This is a genomic window from Streptomyces sp. URMC 124 (genome assembly GCF_051386455.1).
Taxonomy (GTDB): Bacteria; Actinomycetota; Actinomycetes; order Streptomycetales; family Streptomycetaceae; genus Streptomyces.
In genome coordinates this window covers 1-15,484 of the sequence record NZ_JBPQTS010000167.1, presented here as the reverse complement: position 1 = coordinate 15,484, position 15,484 = coordinate 1, and the positions used below count along the sequence as shown (strand labels likewise).

The following is a 15,484-nucleotide window of genomic DNA, read 5'->3' as shown; positions in this document are numbered from 1 at the left end:
GGAAGCTAAGCCTTTCAGCGCCGATGGTACTGCATGGGGGACCGTGTGGGAGAGTAGGACGCCGCCGAACAATTTTTAGAGAAAGCCCTGGTGGGAACCTTGAGTTCCTGCCGGGGCTTTTTCGCATTTCCGGGCCGTTTCGCCCCCTCCTGCCCGGCTGCATCCCGTTCCCTCAGGGAATTCAGGGATTGAGGAATGCAGCCGAACAGGAGCTGAGCGTGCGGTCTTATTCGCCCGCCGCCCGGGCGAGCTCAATGTCGAGGGACTCGCGACGAATACGCTGATCCATGTACAGCAGCGCCGTCATGCCGGCTGTGACCGGAAGAGTGAGCGTGCTGCTGATGGCCGCCGCTATACCGATCGAGATCAGTGAGGCCCAGTCGGTCGCATCGGCGGCCTGCTGTTCCCCGAAGCCGTGAATGAGGGCGTCGAAGACGCCGACCACGGCCTGCGCCATAAAGCCGACCAGCAGCGTAATCAGCACGGACAGCAGCTGCATTCCGAAGACCCGCCACCAGGCGCCCCGCACCAGCTTCGCCGACCGCCGCATTGCTCCCAGCACGCTCTGCTTCTCCAGCATCAGCGCCGGGGCGGCGAGGCTGTAGCGGATCCACAGCGACGTCGCGACACCCATGGACACCAGGCCGCCCAGCGCCATGAGCGACATTCCCGCCTGCTCGGCTCCGGCCGCGGCCGCCAGCAGGCCCCAGACGATACCCACGGCGAACACACCCACCAGGAGCATCGGCACCAGGACCATGAGCCCCGCCATCCGCCCCAGCTGCGGCCGGGCGCTCCGCCACGCTTCCCGGGCCGTGACCGGGCGGCCCAGGACCGCCCGGCTGACGATCACCGTGAGCAGCGCCGCGGCGGTGATCGAGCCGACCAGGCTGAGGAGCCACGCCACGCCCAGGCTGCCGAGGCCGTTGCCTATGGCGTCGACCAGTTCCTTCGGCGTCTGGGGGGTCTGGCCACTGAGCGTGTCGAGCTCCTGGGTGCCGCGCGGCCACAGCCGTTCGATCACGGTGGCCACGGTCTGCGTGCCGACCGCCACGGCCAGGGAGATGCCGACGACGGAGCGCCAGTGGAGGCGCATCGTGCGCACCGAGGCTTCCACGATCTCGCTGGTCTGCAGCGGTCGCAGCGGGATCACCCCAGGCTGCGGCACGTGGGGCGGGCGGCCCCACTGGTTCCAGCCCGGCGGCGGCCCCCCGTTCCCGGCCTGAGCCGGCCCGCGCCCGTCGGGCCCGCTGGGCCTGTCGGGCCCGGCCGGCCCCGGAGCGCCGCCCGGGGACGTATGCGCGCGGGCACGGGCGCGTGCGCGCTGCTTGGGCGGGCTCGGGGGCGAGGTGGACCACTCGCCCGGTGGCGGCTGTTCCTGCGCCCACTGGGCTCTGTCCTGTGCCTGCTCCTGCTCCTGGGCCTGCTCCGGTCCCGGCTCCTTCTGCGCCGGTGTCGGCTGCTGCGTCGCCACTGCGTCGCGCTCGTCGGACGGGGAGGATCCGGGCGAGGTCCGGCCCGGAGAGTCAGTCATGTGCGTCTCGCTCCTTCTCAGTGCCCGCCCCCCGCCGGTTCGGCGCCGGGCGACTTCCGGCAATCGTGTCACGGTGATCCGCGCGGCCCGCGAGCTCGTACGGGGGAGGAATCCCAAGGCGACCTTCAATAGTCGGGGTACGAGCGGCAGACTGGATGGATGGCTGATCAGTTCGCGGCATCCATGGCGTCCGTCGAGCCCGGCTCCGTTCCCGCCCTGAGATGGGAGGAGCCGCCGGAGGGGCCCGTGCTCGTGGTCCTGGACCAGCGCAGGCTGCCCGCCGAGGAGGTCGGGCTGGTGTGCACGGACGTGCCGGCACTGGTCGACGCGATCCGAACGCTCGCCGTGCGGGGAGCCCCGCTGCTCGGCATCGCCGGGGCGTACGGCGTGGCCCTGGCCGCCGTCCGCGGCTTCGACGTTGTGGAGGCCGCCGAGCTGCTCGCCCACGCGCGCCCCACGGCCGTGAACCTCGCCTACGGGGTCCGGCGGGCCCTGGGGGCGTACGAGAAGGCCCTGAAGGGCGGCAGCGGGCCCGAGCGGGCCGCCGCGGCCGTGCTCGCCGAGGCGCGCGCCCTGCACCGTGAGGACGCCGAGGCCAGCGCGCGGATGGCGGAGCACGGGCTGGGGCTGCTGGAGGAGCTGGTGCCCGGCGGCGGGTTCCGGGTCCTCACGCACTGCAACACCGGGGCGCTGGTCTCCGGGGGCGAGGGCACGGCGCTGGCCGTGGTGAGCGCGGCGCACCGTGCGGGGCAGCTGAGGCGTCTGTGGGTGGACGAGACGCGCCCGCTGCTGCAGGGGGCGCGGCTGACGGCGTACGAGGCGGCCCGGGCCGGCATGGCGTACACCCTGCTCGCCGACAATGCGGCGGGGTCGCTGTTCGCGGCGGGCGAGGTGGACGCCGTGCTGATCGGTGCGGACCGGATAGCCGCGGACGGCTCCGTGGCGAACAAGGTCGGCAGCTATCCGCTGGCGGTCCTGGCCCGCTACCACCACGTGCCGTTCCTCGTCGTAGCCCCGGTGACCACGGTGGACCTCGGGACGCAGGCGGGCTCGGAGATCGAGGTGGAGCAGCGCCCGGGGCACGAGATCACGGAGTTCACGGTGGTCCCGCCGGGGGCGGGCGCGGAGCCGGGCACGGGGGTGCCGGTGGCTCCCCTGGGCACGCAGACGTACAACCCCGCGTTCGACGTCACCCCACCGGAACTGGTGACGGCGATCGTCACGGAGAACGGTGTGGTCTCGCCGGTGACCGGGGCGGGCCTGGCCGAGCTCTGCGGCAGGTCACGGCGGGGATCCGGGAGTGAGCCGGCCTGATCCGCACGTGTACTGTCCACCCCTGGCGGCGAACGCTGTCGGTGTCCCGGGTCAACGGGACACACCGAAGTGTGTCAGTCGCGCCAGGTGAGCTCCGTCACCCGGCTCTATGGACCGGATGCGAAAATGGGATGATGTCGATATGAAGGGACGCGTCCTTGTCGTCGACGACGACACCGCACTGGCCGAGATGCTCGGCATTGTGCTGCGTGGTGAGGGTTTCGAGCCGTCGTTTGTAGCGGACGGCGACAAGGCACTTGCTGCTTTTCGTGAGGTCAAGCCCGATCTGGTGCTGCTCGATCTGATGCTGCCCGGGCGGGACGGCATCGAGGTCTGCCGGCTCATCCGCGCCGAGTCCGGCGTGCCGATCGTGATGCTGACCGCGAAGAGCGACACGGTCGACGTCGTCGTCGGCCTGGAATCGGGGGCGGACGACTACATCGTCAAGCCGTTCAAGCCGAAGGAGCTGGTGGCGCGCATCCGCGCCCGCCTGCGCCGCTCCGAGGAGCCCGCGCCGGAGCAGCTGGCGATAGGGGACCTCGTCATCGACGTGGCCGGGCACTCGGTCAAGCGCGACGGGCAGTCGATCGCGCTGACCCCGCTCGAGTTCGACCTGCTGGTCGCACTCGCCCGCAAGCCGTGGCAGGTCTTCACCCGTGAGGTGCTCCTGGAGCAGGTCTGGGGCTACCGGCACGCGGCGGACACCCGCCTCGTCAACGTGCACGTACAGCGGCTGCGCTCCAAGGTCGAGAAGGACCCGGAGCGGCCGGAGATCGTGGTGACCGTCCGTGGTGTGGGCTACAAGGCCGGGCCGAGCTGAGATGTCGGGCAACGGTGCCGCCCCGGAGCGGGGCGTGGGGCGGCCCGTCGAGACGGCGGGCGGCATATCTTTCCTCCGGCGGCTGTGGCGCGCCGGGCGGATGCTGTCCGACGGCGCGGCCGCGGGGCCGGTCCACCCGGTGCTGAGGCTGTACGTGCGCTGGGTGCGCCGTCCGCTGCTGCCCGCGATGCGCCTGTGGCGGCGGAACATCCAGCTGCGGGTCGTCGCGACGACGCTGCTGATGTCGTTCGGCGTGGTGCTGCTGCTGGGCGTCGTGGTCATCGGGCAGGTCCGCAACGGCCTGCTGGAGGCCAAGCGGCACGCGTCGCTGAGCCAGGCCGAGGGCGGCTTCAAGGCGGCGCGGGACGCCGCCGACACCGCGGGGGACACCCGCGGACAGGACGCGCCGTCGGGCAGCCGCGGCGTCACGGACCCCGGGGCCTGGCTGACAGCGCAGGTGCAGCAGCTCTCCAGCGGCGGCCAGGGCGTCTACCACGTGGTGGCGCTCAGCTCCGGCGGCGTGGACCTCGCCTACGGCGACCTGGGCTACGGCGACATGACGTCCGCAGGGGCGCGCGGCCCGCGGGCCTCCGGTGACATCGACCCCGAGGCCAGCATCCCCGCCGACCTGCGCAAACAGCTGGACTCCAAGACCGGTGCGCTGTGGAAGTCCGCATCGGTGAAGCACAACGCCTCCGACGAGGGCGAGCCGGCGCTGGTCGTCGGCAAGCGGATGTACGACCCCAACGGCAAGGCGTACCAGCTGTACTACCTCTTCCCGTACACCCAGGAGGAGAAGTCGCTGAGCCTGGTCAAGGGCACGCTCGCGACGGCCGGGGTGTTCGTGGTCGTGCTGCTCGGGGCCATCGCCTGGCTCGTGGTGCGGCAGATCGTCACGCCCGTGCGGATGGCCGCGAGCATCTCCGAGCGGCTGGCGGCGGGCGTCCTGCAGGAGCGGATGAAGGTCACCGGCGAGGACGACATCGCCCGCCTCGGTGAGGCCTTCAACAAGATGGCGCAGAACCTCCAGGTCAAGATCCAGCAGTTGGAGCAGCTGTCGCGGATGCAGCGCAGGTTCGTCTCGGACGTCTCGCACGAGCTGCGGACGCCGCTGACGACCGTGCGCATGGCCGCCGAGGTCATCCACGAGGCCCGTGAGGACTTCGACCCGGTCACCGCGCGCTCGGCGGAGCTGCTGTACGGGCAGGTCGACCGCTTCGAGTCGCTGCTGGCCGACCTGCTGGAGATCAGCCGGTTCGACGCGGGGGCCGCGGCCCTGGAGGCCGAGCCGGTCGATCTGCGGGACGTCGTCCACCGCGTGATCGAAGGCGCCCTGCCGCTCGCGGAGCGCAAGGGCAGCAGGCTGCTGGTGCAGGGCGCCGAGCAGCCGGTGATGGCGGAAGCCGACTCCCGGCGCGTGGAGCGCGTGCTGCGCAACCTGGTCGTCAACGCCGTGGAGCACGGCGAGGGCCGGGACGTGGTCGTGCGACTGGCGGCGGCCGGCGGCGCGGTCGCGGTGGCCGTGCGCGACTACGGCGTGGGTCTCAAGCCCGGCGAGGCCGTCCGGGTGTTCAACCGCTTCTGGCGGGCCGACCCCGCGCGGGCCCGCACCACGGGCGGTACGGGCCTGGGCCTGTCGATCGCCGTGGAGGACGCGCGGCTGCACGGTGGCTGGCTGCAGGCGTGGGGCGAGCCGGGCGGCGGTTCGCAGTTCCGGCTGACGCTGCCGAGCACCGCCGGCGAGAGCCTGCGCGGATCGCCGATCCCGCTGGAGCCGGAGGACTCCCGGCGCAACCGCGGGCTGAGCGAGGCCGGCGTGCCGGTCGCCGTGGCCGGCCGGTCGGGCGGCATGCCGCCGCAGGGCCAGGGCGGCGGCCTCTCGCCCGTCCCGGCGCAGAACAGAAACGTGCCTTCCGTGGATCCGACGGCGTTGCCGGGCAGTGGTGCCCGTGTGGTGCGTCCGGCGAGCCAGGACGGCGGCAAGCCCGCGGCGGGGGCCGCGGGGGAACGTGAGGGGCGGGCGCGTGGGCGCTGAACGCAATCGTCGTCGGGCCGGCGGCCCGCGGCGGACCGCGGGGTTCGGCGCGCTCGTCGTGAGTGCGGCGCTGCTGGCCGGGTGCGCCTCGATGCCCGACAGCGGCGAGGTGACGGCGGTCGACTCCTCGCAGCGCGCCGACGCCGATTCGCAGGTGCGGGTCTACGGTGTGCCGCCGCACAAGGGCGAGCGGCCGCAGGAGCTGGTGACGGGCTTCCTGGAGGCCACCACCAGCGACGACCCGGACTACGGCACGGCGCGCATGTACCTGGCCAAGGGCAAGCAGCGCGGCTGGGACCCCTCGCGCGGCACGATCGTGCTGGCGGAGCCGCCGCAGGTGCGCGTGGAACACTCCGGCGACCGCGACCAGGACTACACCGTCACGCTGGTCGGCAAGCAGGTCGCCAGGATCGACGCCAAGCACGCCTACAAGCCCGAAGAGGGCGCGTACAAGGAGCAGATCCACGTCGCGCGCGAGGGCGGCGAATGGCGCATCGACATGCTGCCGCCCGAGCTGGTGCTCGGCCTCGCCGACTTCCAGCGGATCTACCGGTCCGTCAACAAGTACTACTTCGCCGAGCTGGGCACCTCGGGCTCCGGCAAGGGCAAGGAGATGCTCGTCGCCGACCCCGTCTACCTGCGCAAGCGCATAGACCCCGTGACCTCCACGGTCAACGCGCTGCTGGACGGGCCGACCAACTGGCTGGACCCGGTGGCCGCGACGGCGTTCCCCACGGGCACGAAGGTCGTGGACCGGCGGCTCTCCGTGGACGACTCCAACGCCCTGAAGATCCGGCTCAACGGGAAGGCCGCGGGGACCAACCAGACGCAGTGCACGCGCATGGCCGCGCAGTTGCTGTACACCGTCCAGGACCAGTCGGCGAAGGTCGGCCAGGTCGTGCTGCAGCGGGAGAACGGCTCGCAGCTGTGCTCGCTGGGGCGCGAGGAGGCGCGCAAGTACGCGCCCGACCAGGCCGCCGGGCGCGGCGCCGACCAGCAGTACTTCGTGGACGCGCAGCACCGGATGGTGAGCCTGGCCGACGGCGACGAGGAGCCGCGGCGGGTGCCGGGGCCGTTCGGCGCCGACGGCGCCGTGCAGCTGCGGTCGGTGGGCGTGGACCGCAGCGAGCACCACGCCGCGGGCGTGGCCGGCAACGGCCAGGCGCTGTACGTCACCCGCCTGGAGACCGGCTCGGCGCTGGGCGAGCCGCGGGTGACGGCCCGCGGCGGGACGAAGGCCGGGCTGACCGCCCCGAGCTGGGACGGGCTCGGCGACCTGTGGGTGGCCGACCAGGACCCCGAGCGGCCGCGACTGCTGCGGCTGGCCGGCGGCACGGGAAGCCCGGAAGAGGTCCAGGTGCCGAGGCTCGACGGGCGCATCACCGGGCTGCGGGTGGCGGCCGACGGCGTGCGGATCGCGCTGCTGGTGACCAAGGACGACCGGACGAGCCTGAAGCTGGGGCGGGTCGAACGGCACGCGGGCGCGGGGCGGCTGAGCCTTTCGGTGCAGGAACTGCGCTCGGTTGCGCCCCGGTTGGAACAGGTCGACGCGGTGTCGTGGGCCGGCGGAAGCCGGTTGCTGGTCGCCGGGAACGAGCAGGGCGGACTGCAGCAGCTGCAGTACATCGACACGGACGGCTCGCTGTCCAACACCTCCGCGCTGCCCGGCATCACGGGCGTACGGGGCGTCGCGGCCTCGGAGAGCACGGCGAAGGCGCCGGCGCTGGTGGCGGAGCGCGACGGCGGGATCGTACGACTGCTGCCGGACAGCAACTGGAAGCTGGTGACCAAGGAAGGCTCCGCACCGGTCTACCCGGGGTAGCCGCCCGGGCCGCCGGGCCACCGAGCCGTCGGGGTCGCCGAGCCGTGGGAGCGGCCGGGCGCGCCGGTTACCCCGCGCAGGGTTTTCCACAGGGGTGGCGGGCCGCTGCGACCGGCGGGACCCTGGATCTGTGCGCAGGTGGTGGCAGGAGATCGCGGGCCTGGTGCTGCCGGGCGAGTGCGCGGGTTGCGGGCGGCCGCGGTCCGTGCTGTGCGAAGTGTGCCGGGCGGCGCTGGGCGGAAGCGCATGGCCGGGCGCGAGCGCGGCGTGGCGCGTCAGGCCGGATCCGGAGCCGGCCGGGCTGCCCCCGGTCCATGCCGCCGCGCCCTACGAGGGCCCCGTGCGCTCGGCGCTGCTCGCCCACAAGGAGCGCGGAGCGCTTGGGTTGGCGGGGCCGCTGGGGGCTGCCCTGGCGGGTGCGGTGCGTGCTGCGACCAATGGGCCGGGCGGTGGCCGGTGGGGCGGGGGAGGGGCCCTGGAGGCCGGTGAAAGGCCCTTGCTGCTCGTTCCCGTCCCCTCCGCCCGCCGTGCCGTCGCCGCCCGGGGCCACGATGCGGGCCGCCGCCTGGCGCTCTCCGCCTCCCGCGCCCTGCGCGCCGCCGGTCAGCCCGCCCGCACAGCGGCCGTGCTGCGCCAGTGCAGACCGGTCGCCGATCAGGCCGGGCTGGGTGCGCGGCAGCGCAGGGCGAATGTGGCCGGGGCACTGGGGGTACGTATGGGAGGGGAGGGGCTGTTGCGGTCTGAGGGGCCGGTGGTGCTGGTGGATGACCTGATGACCACAGGGGCGTCGCTCGCGGAGGCGGCCCGTGCCGTCTCTCTCGCGGGCGGAAGGGTGCTGGGCGCCGCCGTCGTGGCCGCGTCCGGAGTTCCCCCGCGCGAGGCCGAAAAGAACCGGAACTGAAGGGCAACCTCATTCGTTGCTGATGGTAACGGCAGGGAAACACCTGAATGGAGGTACGTCCCGGTAGGGGCTACCGACAGGCGTCCGAGCGAGATATGTTCGGTTGTGAGGAATGGCAGGGGCTATGCCTCGCATTTCCGAATGGCGAGCGTTGCACGCTTTCGCGGAAGCTTGAAGTCGATGGGGTGCAGACCTTGCCGATGGGGGAGGAGGAGGTGAAAACCGCCAAGTCGGTGGCTCCGGGTATCCCCGGGGTCTGATGCAAGAGGGATGCGCTCCGCATCTTCGGCGGGGCGATCCGGGAACGGAGTTCTGCGTGGACATCGTCGTCAAAGGCCGCAAGACCGAGGTGCCCGAGCGCTTTCGCAAGCACGTGGCCGAGAAGCTGAAGCTGGACAAGATCCAGAAGCTCGACGGCAAGGTGATCAGCCTCGACGTCGAGGTGTCCAAGGAGCCCAACCCCAGGCAGGCCGACCGCTCCGACCGGGTGGAGATCACGGTGCGTTCCCGTGGACCGGTGATCCGGGCGGAGGCCGCTGCAACCGATCCGTACGTCGCACTGGACCTGGCCACCAGCAAGCTCGAAGCACGGCTGCGCAAGCAGAACGACAAGCGCCACACCCGGCGGGGCAACGGCCGCATCCCCGCGAGCGATGTCGCGGCGACCGTCATCGGCGCCGCGGAGCTCACCGACACCGGTGAACTCGCCGCCGAGAAGGCGGCGGACGGGGTGCCGGTCACCCGCATGGGATCCCTGGAGATCCGCGGCGAGGGCCCCTTGGTGGTCCGCGAGAAGACCCACTCCGCAGCGCCCATGACCCTCGACCAGGCGCTCTACGAAATGGAGTTGGTCGGGCACGACTTCTATCTGTTCGTCGACTCCGACACCAAGCAACCCAGTGTCGTCTACCGGCGGCACGCCTACGACTACGGCGTCATCCACCTCAATGCCGATCCGCTCTTCGAAGGAGAGCCCGGTGGCGCGGGCGGAGAGCTGGGCGGCTGAGCCGGGAGGCCCGGGCCTCCCGCGCCGACTGCCGTAACCCTGTAACCGTCGGTCCGGTGCCCTGGGGGCGCGCCCCCCGCGCCCCCGGGGCGCCGGCGTGCGACGACGGAAGCAGCGTCCGGCCCCCCGGCATGAAATCATGGCCCGACGGCCAACCACCGGCGCCGGGGAACCGGTTGGGCGGCGCAGCACGCAGCACAGTGCAACCGCGAGGGGCTCTGGGCCTTCAGGGGTCTTCAGGGGGAGGAACAATGGCGGACAGGTTCGGGCCCGTACTCGAGCCCGGCGAGGACGATGACGAGGCCTGCACCGGCAGGGGCGCGGCGCGCGAGGAGCCCATCCGGGTCCTGGTCGTGGACGACCACGCGCTCTTCCGCCGGGGCTTGGAGATCGTCCTCGCGCAGGAGGAGGACATCCAGGTCGTCGGTGAGGCCGGGGACGGCGCGGAGGCCGTGGACAAGGCCGCGGATCTGCTGCCCGACATCGTGCTGATGGATGTCCGCATGCCCAAGCGCGGCGGCATCGAGGCGTGCACCTCCATCAAGGAGGTGGCCCCCAGCGCGAAAATCATCATGCTGACGATCAGCGATGAGGAAGCCGACCTCTACGACGCCATCAAGGCCGGGGCGACCGGCTATCTCCTCAAGGAGATCTCCACCGACGAAGTGGCGACCGCCATCCGGGCCGTCGCCGACGGGCAGTCGCAGATCAGCCCGTCGATGGCGTCCAAGCTGCTCACCGAATTCAAGTCGATGATCCAGCGCACGGACGAGCGCAGGCTGGTGCCCGCGCCCCGGCTGACCGACCGCGAGCTGGAGGTCCTCAAGCTCGTCGCCACGGGGATGAACAACCGCGACATCGCCAAGGAGCTGTTCATCTCCGAGAACACCGTCAAGAACCACGTGCGCAACATCCTGGAGAAGCTGCAGCTGCACTCCAGGATGGAGGCGGTGGTGTACGCGATGCGCGAGAAGATCCTGGAGATCCGCTAGCGGAGTCGTTCGGCGGGCCGCGGCGCCCGGCCGGGCTGCGCCGCGCGCCTAGTCCAGGGCCGAGATCAGTGCTGCGGCCAGCTTCGCGTCGTCGCAGCGCTCGATCCGGACGGTGTCGCAGCCCACCCACTCCGCCGCCTCGCGGAGCGCCTGCGCCATGGGGGCCACGGCCTTGGGCCCGTCGAGGGAGACCTGACGGGCCACCAGCGTGGTCCCGTCGCGCGCCGGGTCGACGCGGCCGAGCAGCCGGCCGCCCGACAGCAGCGGCATCACGAAATAGCCGTGTATCCGCTTCTCCTTCGGCACGTACGCCTCCAGGCGGTGCGTGAAACCGAAGATCCGTTCCGTGCGGGGGCGGTCCCAGACCAGGGAGTCGAAGGGCGACAGCAGCGTCGTGCGGTGCCGGCCGCGCGGCTGTCCGGCGGCCAGGGCCGCGGGGTCGGCCCACGCCGGCTTCGACCAGCCCGCCACCTCGACCGGCACCAGGCCGGTCTCGTCGATGACGGCGTCCACCTGCTCGCCCTTGAGGCGGTGGTAGTCCGCGAGGTCCGCCCGGGTGGCCACGCCCATCGCGGCACCGGCCTGCGCCACCAGGCGCCGGACGCACGCGGTGTCGTCCAGGTCGTCGTGGAAGAGGGCGCCCGGCACAGCGCGCTCCGCCAGGTCGTACACGCGCTTCCAGCCGCGACGGCGGGTGCACACCACCTCGCCGGTGTCCAGCAGCCACTCCACGGCGATCTTCGTCTCGGACCAGTCGTACCACTCCCCGCCGTTCTTGGCGCCGCCCAGCTCCGTGGCCGTCAGCGGGCCGTCGGCCTTGAGCCGGTCGCGGACCGCCGCGCACGAGCGCTCCGCGTCCTCCATGACGTGCCAGCGGTGGCCGCGGGCCTGGAAGGCCCGGCGGCGGAAGGCGAACAGCGGCCACTCCTCGACGGGCAGGATGCACGCCGCGTGCGACCAGTATTCGAAGGCGTGGTCCCCCGACCAGTACGCCGCCTCGACCGTGCCGCGGCCGACCGCGCCCAGGCGGGCGTAGGGCACCAGCTCGTGCGAACGGGCGAGCACCGAGATCGTGTCCAGCTGGACGGCTCCCAGCCGCCGCAGCACGCCGCGCGCGCCCGCCCGCCGGTCCTGCGCGCCCAGCAGGCCCTGGGCGCGCAGTGCCAGCCGGCGCGCGTCATCGGCGGACAGGTGGTGCTCGGGCTTACGGGCCTTGGCGGAGGCGGCAGTTGTCATGGCGGTCACCTTAGGCGGGGGGACTGACAACGGCCGGGGAGCGGGCCGGAGGGGGGCCCGGGAGCCGGCCGGGGCCGGTCAGCTGCGCTCGGGAAACGGCAGGTAGGGGGCGGTCGTGGGCAGGTCCAGGTCCGAGGGGAGCAGGGAGCCGGTCCACGCGTCGCGGCGCGTGCCCGCGTACACGATCTTCGACCGCATGACGCCCTCCATCCGGAACCCCACCTTCAGGGCCACGGCGCGCGAGCCCTCGTTGCCGGCCTCCGCGTACCACTCCATGCGCTCGACGCCGAGGCTCTCGAAGGCCCAGCGGACCACCTCGCCGGCCGCCTCCGCGGTGTACCCGCGGCCGCGCTGCTCCTTGGCCGTCCAGTAGCCGAGCTCGGCCTGGCGCTCGGGGGAACGCAGCTGCGCGAGCCGCACCAGGCACATCGAACCGGCGAGCCGGCCGTCCTCCCGGGTGAAGACGCCCCAGGTGTAGAGGGAGTCGTCCCGCCAGCCGGCCGGGCAGGTCTCCCCGATGAAGGTGCGGGCGTCCTCGGGCGTGTACGGCGAGGGCACGCTCGTGTAGCGCGGGATGTCCGGGTCCTGGCAGGCCGCGACCACGGCGTCCGTGTCGAAGGGGGCGAAAGGCCGCAGCAGGAGACGTTCGGTCGTGAGCTCTACGGGGTCCATGGGCGGAGTGTAAAGAGCGGTGGCCCGGCACCTCGGGGATTATTCGCTCGTTCCATATCCGGGTGACACAGTGGGTGACACCCGGCCCGGGTGATGACGGACCTCCCGGCGCGGCGGGGTCCTCGCTTACGATGGCCGTTGCGGCGGGGACTGTCCCGTCGTGCCCGCGTACCCGCCCCCTGCCCACGGCGGGGGAGAACCGGTGCCAGGCCCGACCGGCAAGGAGCTAGCCTACGTGTCCGTCTTCGGCAAGATCATGCGTGCAGGAGAAGGCAAGATCCTGCGCAAGCTGCACCGCATCGCGGACCAGGTCAATTCCATCGAAGAGGACTTCCTCAACCTCTCCGACGCCGAGCTGCGCGCCCTGACCGACGAGTACAAGCAGCGCTACGCCGACGGGGAGAGCCTGGACGACCTGCTCCCCGAGGCCTTCGCGACCGTCCGCGAGGGGGCCAAGCGCGTCCTCGGCCAGCGTCACTACGACGTCCAGCTCATGGGCGGCGCCGCCCTGCACCTGGGCTACGTGGCCGAGATGAAGACCGGTGAGGGCAAGACCCTGGTCGGCACGCTGCCCGCGTACCTGAACGCCCTGTCGGGCAAGGGCGTCCACCTCATCACGGTCAACGACTACCTGGCCGAGCGCGACTCGGAGCTGATGGGCCGGGTGCACAAGTTCCTGGGCCTGTCGGTCGGCTGCATCCTGGCCAACATGACGCCGGCGCAGCGCCGCGAGCAGTACGCCTGCGACATCACGTACGGCACGAACAACGAGTTCGGCTTCGACTACCTGCGGGACAACATGGCGTGGTCGAAGGACGAGCTGGTCCAGCGCGGGCACAACTTCGCCGTGGTCGACGAGGTCGACTCGATCCTGGTCGACGAGGCCCGTACGCCGCTGATCATCTCCGGCCCGGCCGACCAGGCCACCAAGTGGTACGGCGACTTCGCCAAGCTGGTCACGCGCCTGAAGAAGGGCGAGCCGGCCAACCCGCAGAAGGGCGTCGAGGAGACCGGCGACTACGAGGTCGACGAGAAGAAGCGCACGGTCGCCATCCACGAGGCCGGCGTCGCCAAGGTCGAGGACTGGCTGGGCATCGACAACCTCTACGAGTCGGTCAACACCCCGCTGGTGGGCTACCTGAACAACGCCATCAAGGCGAAGGAGCTCTTCAAGCGCGACAAGGACTACGTCGTCATGGACGGCGAAGTCATGATCGTCGACGAGCACACGGGCCGTATCCTCGCGGGCCGCCGCTACAACGAGGGCATGCACCAGGCCATCGAGGCGAAGGAAGGGGTGGAGATCAAGGACGAGAACCAGACTCTCGCCACGATCACCCTCCAGAACTTCTTCCGCCTCTACAGCAAGCTGTCCGGCATGACCGGTACGGCCATGACCGAGGCCGCCGAGTTCCACCAGATCTACAAGCTCGGCGTGGTGCCGATCCCGACCAACCGGCCGATGGTCCGCATGGACCAGTCCGACCTCATCTACCGCACCGAGGTCGCCAAGTTCGACGCCGTGGTCAAGGACATCGCCGAGAAGCACGAGAAGGGGCAGCCGATCCTCGTCGGCACCACTTCCGTGGAGAAGTCGGAGTACCTCTCCCAGCAGCTCTCCAAGCGCGGCATCCAGCACGAGGTGCTCAACGCCAAGCACCACGAGCGCGAGGCCTCGATCGTCGCGCAGGCCGGCCGCAAGGGTGCCGTCACCGTCGCCACGAACATGGCCGGCCGCGGCACCGACATCAAGCTCGGCGGCAACCCGGACGACCTGGCCGAGGCGGAGCTGCGCCAGATGGGCCTGGACCCGGTGGAGCACGTCGAGGAGTGGGCGGCCGCGCTGCCGGGCGCCCTGGAGCGCGCCGAGGCCGCGGTGAAGGCCGAGTTCGAGGAGGTCAAGGAGCTCGGCGGCCTCTACGTCCTCGGCACCGAGCGCCACGAGTCGCGCCGCATCGACAACCAGCTCCGCGGCCGCTCCGGCCGTCAGGGCGACCCGGGCGAGTCCCGCTTCTACCTGTCGCTGGGCGATGACCTGATGCGCCTGTTCAAGGCCCAGATGGTCGAGCGCGTGATGGCCATGGCCAACGTCCCCGACGACGTGCCGATCGAGAACAAGATGGTCACCCGTGCCATCGCCTCGGCGCAGTCCCAGGTCGAGCAGCAGAACTTCGAGACGCGTAAGAACGTCCTGAAGTACGACGAGGTGCTCAACCGCCAGCGCGAGGTCATCTACGGCGAGCGCCGCCGCGTCCTGGAGGGCGAGAACCTGCAGGAGCAGGTCCAGCACTTCATGGACGACACCATCGACGACTACATCCGCCAGGAGACCGTCGAGGGCTTCGCCGAGGAGTGGGACCTGGAGCGGCTGTGGGGCGCCTTCAAGCAGCTCTACCCCGTGAAGGTCACCATCGAGGAGCTGGAGGAGGCGGCGGGCGACCGCGCGGGCATCACGGCCGAGTTCATCGCCGAGTCCATCAAGGACGACATCCACGAGCAGTACGCGGCGCGCGAGGAGCAGCTGGGCTCCGACATCATGCGCGAGCTGGAGCGCCGCGTGGTGCTCTCGGTGCTGGACCGCAAGTGGCGTGAGCACCTCTACGAGATGGACTACCTCCAGGAGGGCATCGGCCTGCGGGCGATGGCCCAGAAGGACCCGCTGGTCGAGTACCAGCGCGAGGGCTTCGACATGTTCCAGGCCATGATGGAGGGCATCAAGGAGGAGTCCGTCGGCTACCTGTTCAACCTGGAGGTCCAGGTCGACCAGCAGCTGGAGGAGGTGCCGGTCGAGGAGGCCGCGCCGTCCCTGGACAAGGTGCAGGACACCATCCCCGCCGCCCGTCCGGAGATCCGTGCGAAGGGTCTGGCGCAGCCGCAGCGGCCGGACCGGCTGCACTTCTCGGCCCCGACGGTCGACGGTGCGGGCGGCACGATCGAGACCGACTACGCCAGCGACGACACCGGCGAGTTCCGCTCGGCGGCGGACGGCATGACCCGCGCCGAGCGCCGCAAGGCGCAGAAGAACAGCGGCGGCCGTCGTCGTAAGAAGTAGCCCGTAAGAAGCAGGCCCGCTAAGAAGCAGGCCCGCTAAGAATCAGGCGCGGCAGAGCAGGTCCGTGTGAGGCGGGGCGGGACACCCAGGTGTCCCGCCC

At 71.4% G+C, this 15,484-nt stretch carries 11 protein-coding genes and 1 rRNA gene; 9 read left to right on the top strand and 3 right to left on the bottom strand.

Features of this window, described 5'->3' with window-relative positions; translation table 11 throughout:
• Positions 1–70, top strand: a 5S ribosomal RNA gene (gene rrf, locus ACSNOG_RS27395); the annotation flags it as partial.
• Between the two features lie 156 nt (positions 71–226).
• Here rrf and ACSNOG_RS27390 read toward each other — a convergent pair.
• Positions 227–1,534 carry a hypothetical protein gene (locus tag ACSNOG_RS27390; protein WP_436755378.1) on the bottom strand — a complete coding sequence of 436 codons (1,308 nt, stop codon included), beginning with the start codon at positions 1,532–1,534 and terminating at the stop codon, positions 227–229.
• Between the two features lie 159 nt (positions 1,535–1,693).
• On the opposite strand from ACSNOG_RS27390, the gene mtnA reads away from it, so the two are divergent.
• The 7 genes from mtnA to ACSNOG_RS27355 all read left to right on the top strand — a co-directional run bounded on the left by mtnA (position 1,694) and on the right by ACSNOG_RS27355 (position 10,424).
• Positions 1,694–2,848 (top strand): S-methyl-5-thioribose-1-phosphate isomerase, encoded by a 1,155-nt coding sequence (gene mtnA, locus ACSNOG_RS27385; protein WP_436755377.1) that lies wholly within the window; start codon positions 1,694–1,696, stop codon positions 2,846–2,848.
• Positions 2,849–2,990: 142 nt separating this feature from the next.
• Positions 2,991–3,668 carry a two-component system response regulator MtrA gene (mtrA, locus tag ACSNOG_RS27380; protein WP_055539974.1) on the top strand — a complete coding sequence of 226 codons (678 nt, stop codon included), beginning with the start codon at positions 2,991–2,993 and terminating at the stop codon, positions 3,666–3,668.
• Position 3,669: 1 nt separating this feature from the next.
• Positions 3,670–5,703, top strand: coding sequence for an MtrAB system histidine kinase MtrB (gene mtrB, locus ACSNOG_RS27375; protein WP_436755376.1), 2,034 nt, complete (start codon positions 3,670–3,672; stop codon positions 5,701–5,703).
• Positions 5,693–7,525 carry an LpqB family beta-propeller domain-containing protein gene (locus ACSNOG_RS27370; protein ID WP_436755375.1) on the top strand — a complete coding sequence of 611 codons (1,833 nt, stop codon included), beginning with the start codon at positions 5,693–5,695 and terminating at the stop codon, positions 7,523–7,525. Before mtrB ends, ACSNOG_RS27370 begins: the two co-directional genes overlap by 11 nt.
• Before the next feature lie 130 nt (positions 7,526–7,655).
• Positions 7,656–8,426, top strand: coding sequence for a ComF family protein (locus ACSNOG_RS27365; RefSeq protein WP_436755374.1), 771 nt, complete (start codon positions 7,656–7,658; stop codon positions 8,424–8,426).
• A 316-nt stretch (positions 8,427–8,742) separates the two neighbouring features.
• Positions 8,743–9,432, top strand: a complete 690-nt coding sequence (gene hpf, locus ACSNOG_RS27360; RefSeq protein ID WP_436755373.1) for a ribosome hibernation-promoting factor, HPF/YfiA family — start codon at positions 8,743–8,745, stop codon at positions 9,430–9,432.
• A 251-nt stretch (positions 9,433–9,683) separates the two neighbouring features.
• Positions 9,684–10,424, top strand: coding sequence for a response regulator (locus ACSNOG_RS27355; RefSeq protein WP_058044204.1), 741 nt, complete (start codon positions 9,684–9,686; stop codon positions 10,422–10,424).
• 48 nt (positions 10,425–10,472) lie between these two features.
• Here the strand turns inward: ACSNOG_RS27355 and ACSNOG_RS27350 are convergent, their stop codons facing one another.
• Together ACSNOG_RS27350 and ACSNOG_RS27345 are read right to left on the bottom strand one after the other, a co-directional pair.
• Positions 10,473–11,660, bottom strand: coding sequence for a winged helix-turn-helix domain-containing protein (locus tag ACSNOG_RS27350; protein WP_436755372.1), 1,188 nt, complete (start codon positions 11,658–11,660; stop codon positions 10,473–10,475).
• 78 nt (positions 11,661–11,738) lie between these two features.
• Positions 11,739–12,332: a GNAT family N-acetyltransferase gene (locus ACSNOG_RS27345; RefSeq protein ID WP_436755371.1), complete on the bottom strand. Its 594-nt coding sequence runs from the start codon at positions 12,330–12,332 to the stop codon at positions 11,739–11,741.
• A gap of 235 nt (positions 12,333–12,567) precedes the next feature.
• Between ACSNOG_RS27345 and secA the strand changes: the two genes are divergently transcribed.
• Positions 12,568–15,384, top strand: coding sequence for a preprotein translocase subunit SecA (secA, locus tag ACSNOG_RS27340; protein ID WP_436755370.1), 2,817 nt, complete (start codon positions 12,568–12,570; stop codon positions 15,382–15,384).
• Positions 15,385–15,484: the final 100 nt, after the last annotated feature.

Bases quoted from the DNA above. Each gene is read 5' to 3' on its own strand.
- ACSNOG_RS27390 (WP_436755378.1), bottom strand. From the start codon at position 1,534: ATGACTGACTCTCCGGGCCGGACCTCGCCCGGATCCTCCCCGTCCGAC.
- mtnA (WP_436755377.1), top strand. From the start codon at position 1,694: ATGGCTGATCAGTTCGCGGCATCCATGGCGTCCGTCGAGCCCGGCTCC.
- mtrA (WP_055539974.1), top strand. From the start codon at position 2,991: ATGAAGGGACGCGTCCTTGTCGTCGACGACGACACCGCACTGGCCGAG.
- mtrB (WP_436755376.1), top strand. From the start codon at position 3,670: ATGTCGGGCAACGGTGCCGCCCCGGAGCGGGGCGTGGGGCGGCCCGTC.
- ACSNOG_RS27355 (WP_058044204.1), top strand. From the start codon at position 9,684: ATGGCGGACAGGTTCGGGCCCGTACTCGAGCCCGGCGAGGACGATGAC.
- ACSNOG_RS27350 (WP_436755372.1), bottom strand. From the start codon at position 11,660: ATGACAACTGCCGCCTCCGCCAAGGCCCGTAAGCCCGAGCACCACCTG.
- ACSNOG_RS27345 (WP_436755371.1), bottom strand. From the start codon at position 12,332: ATGGACCCCGTAGAGCTCACGACCGAACGTCTCCTGCTGCGGCCTTTC.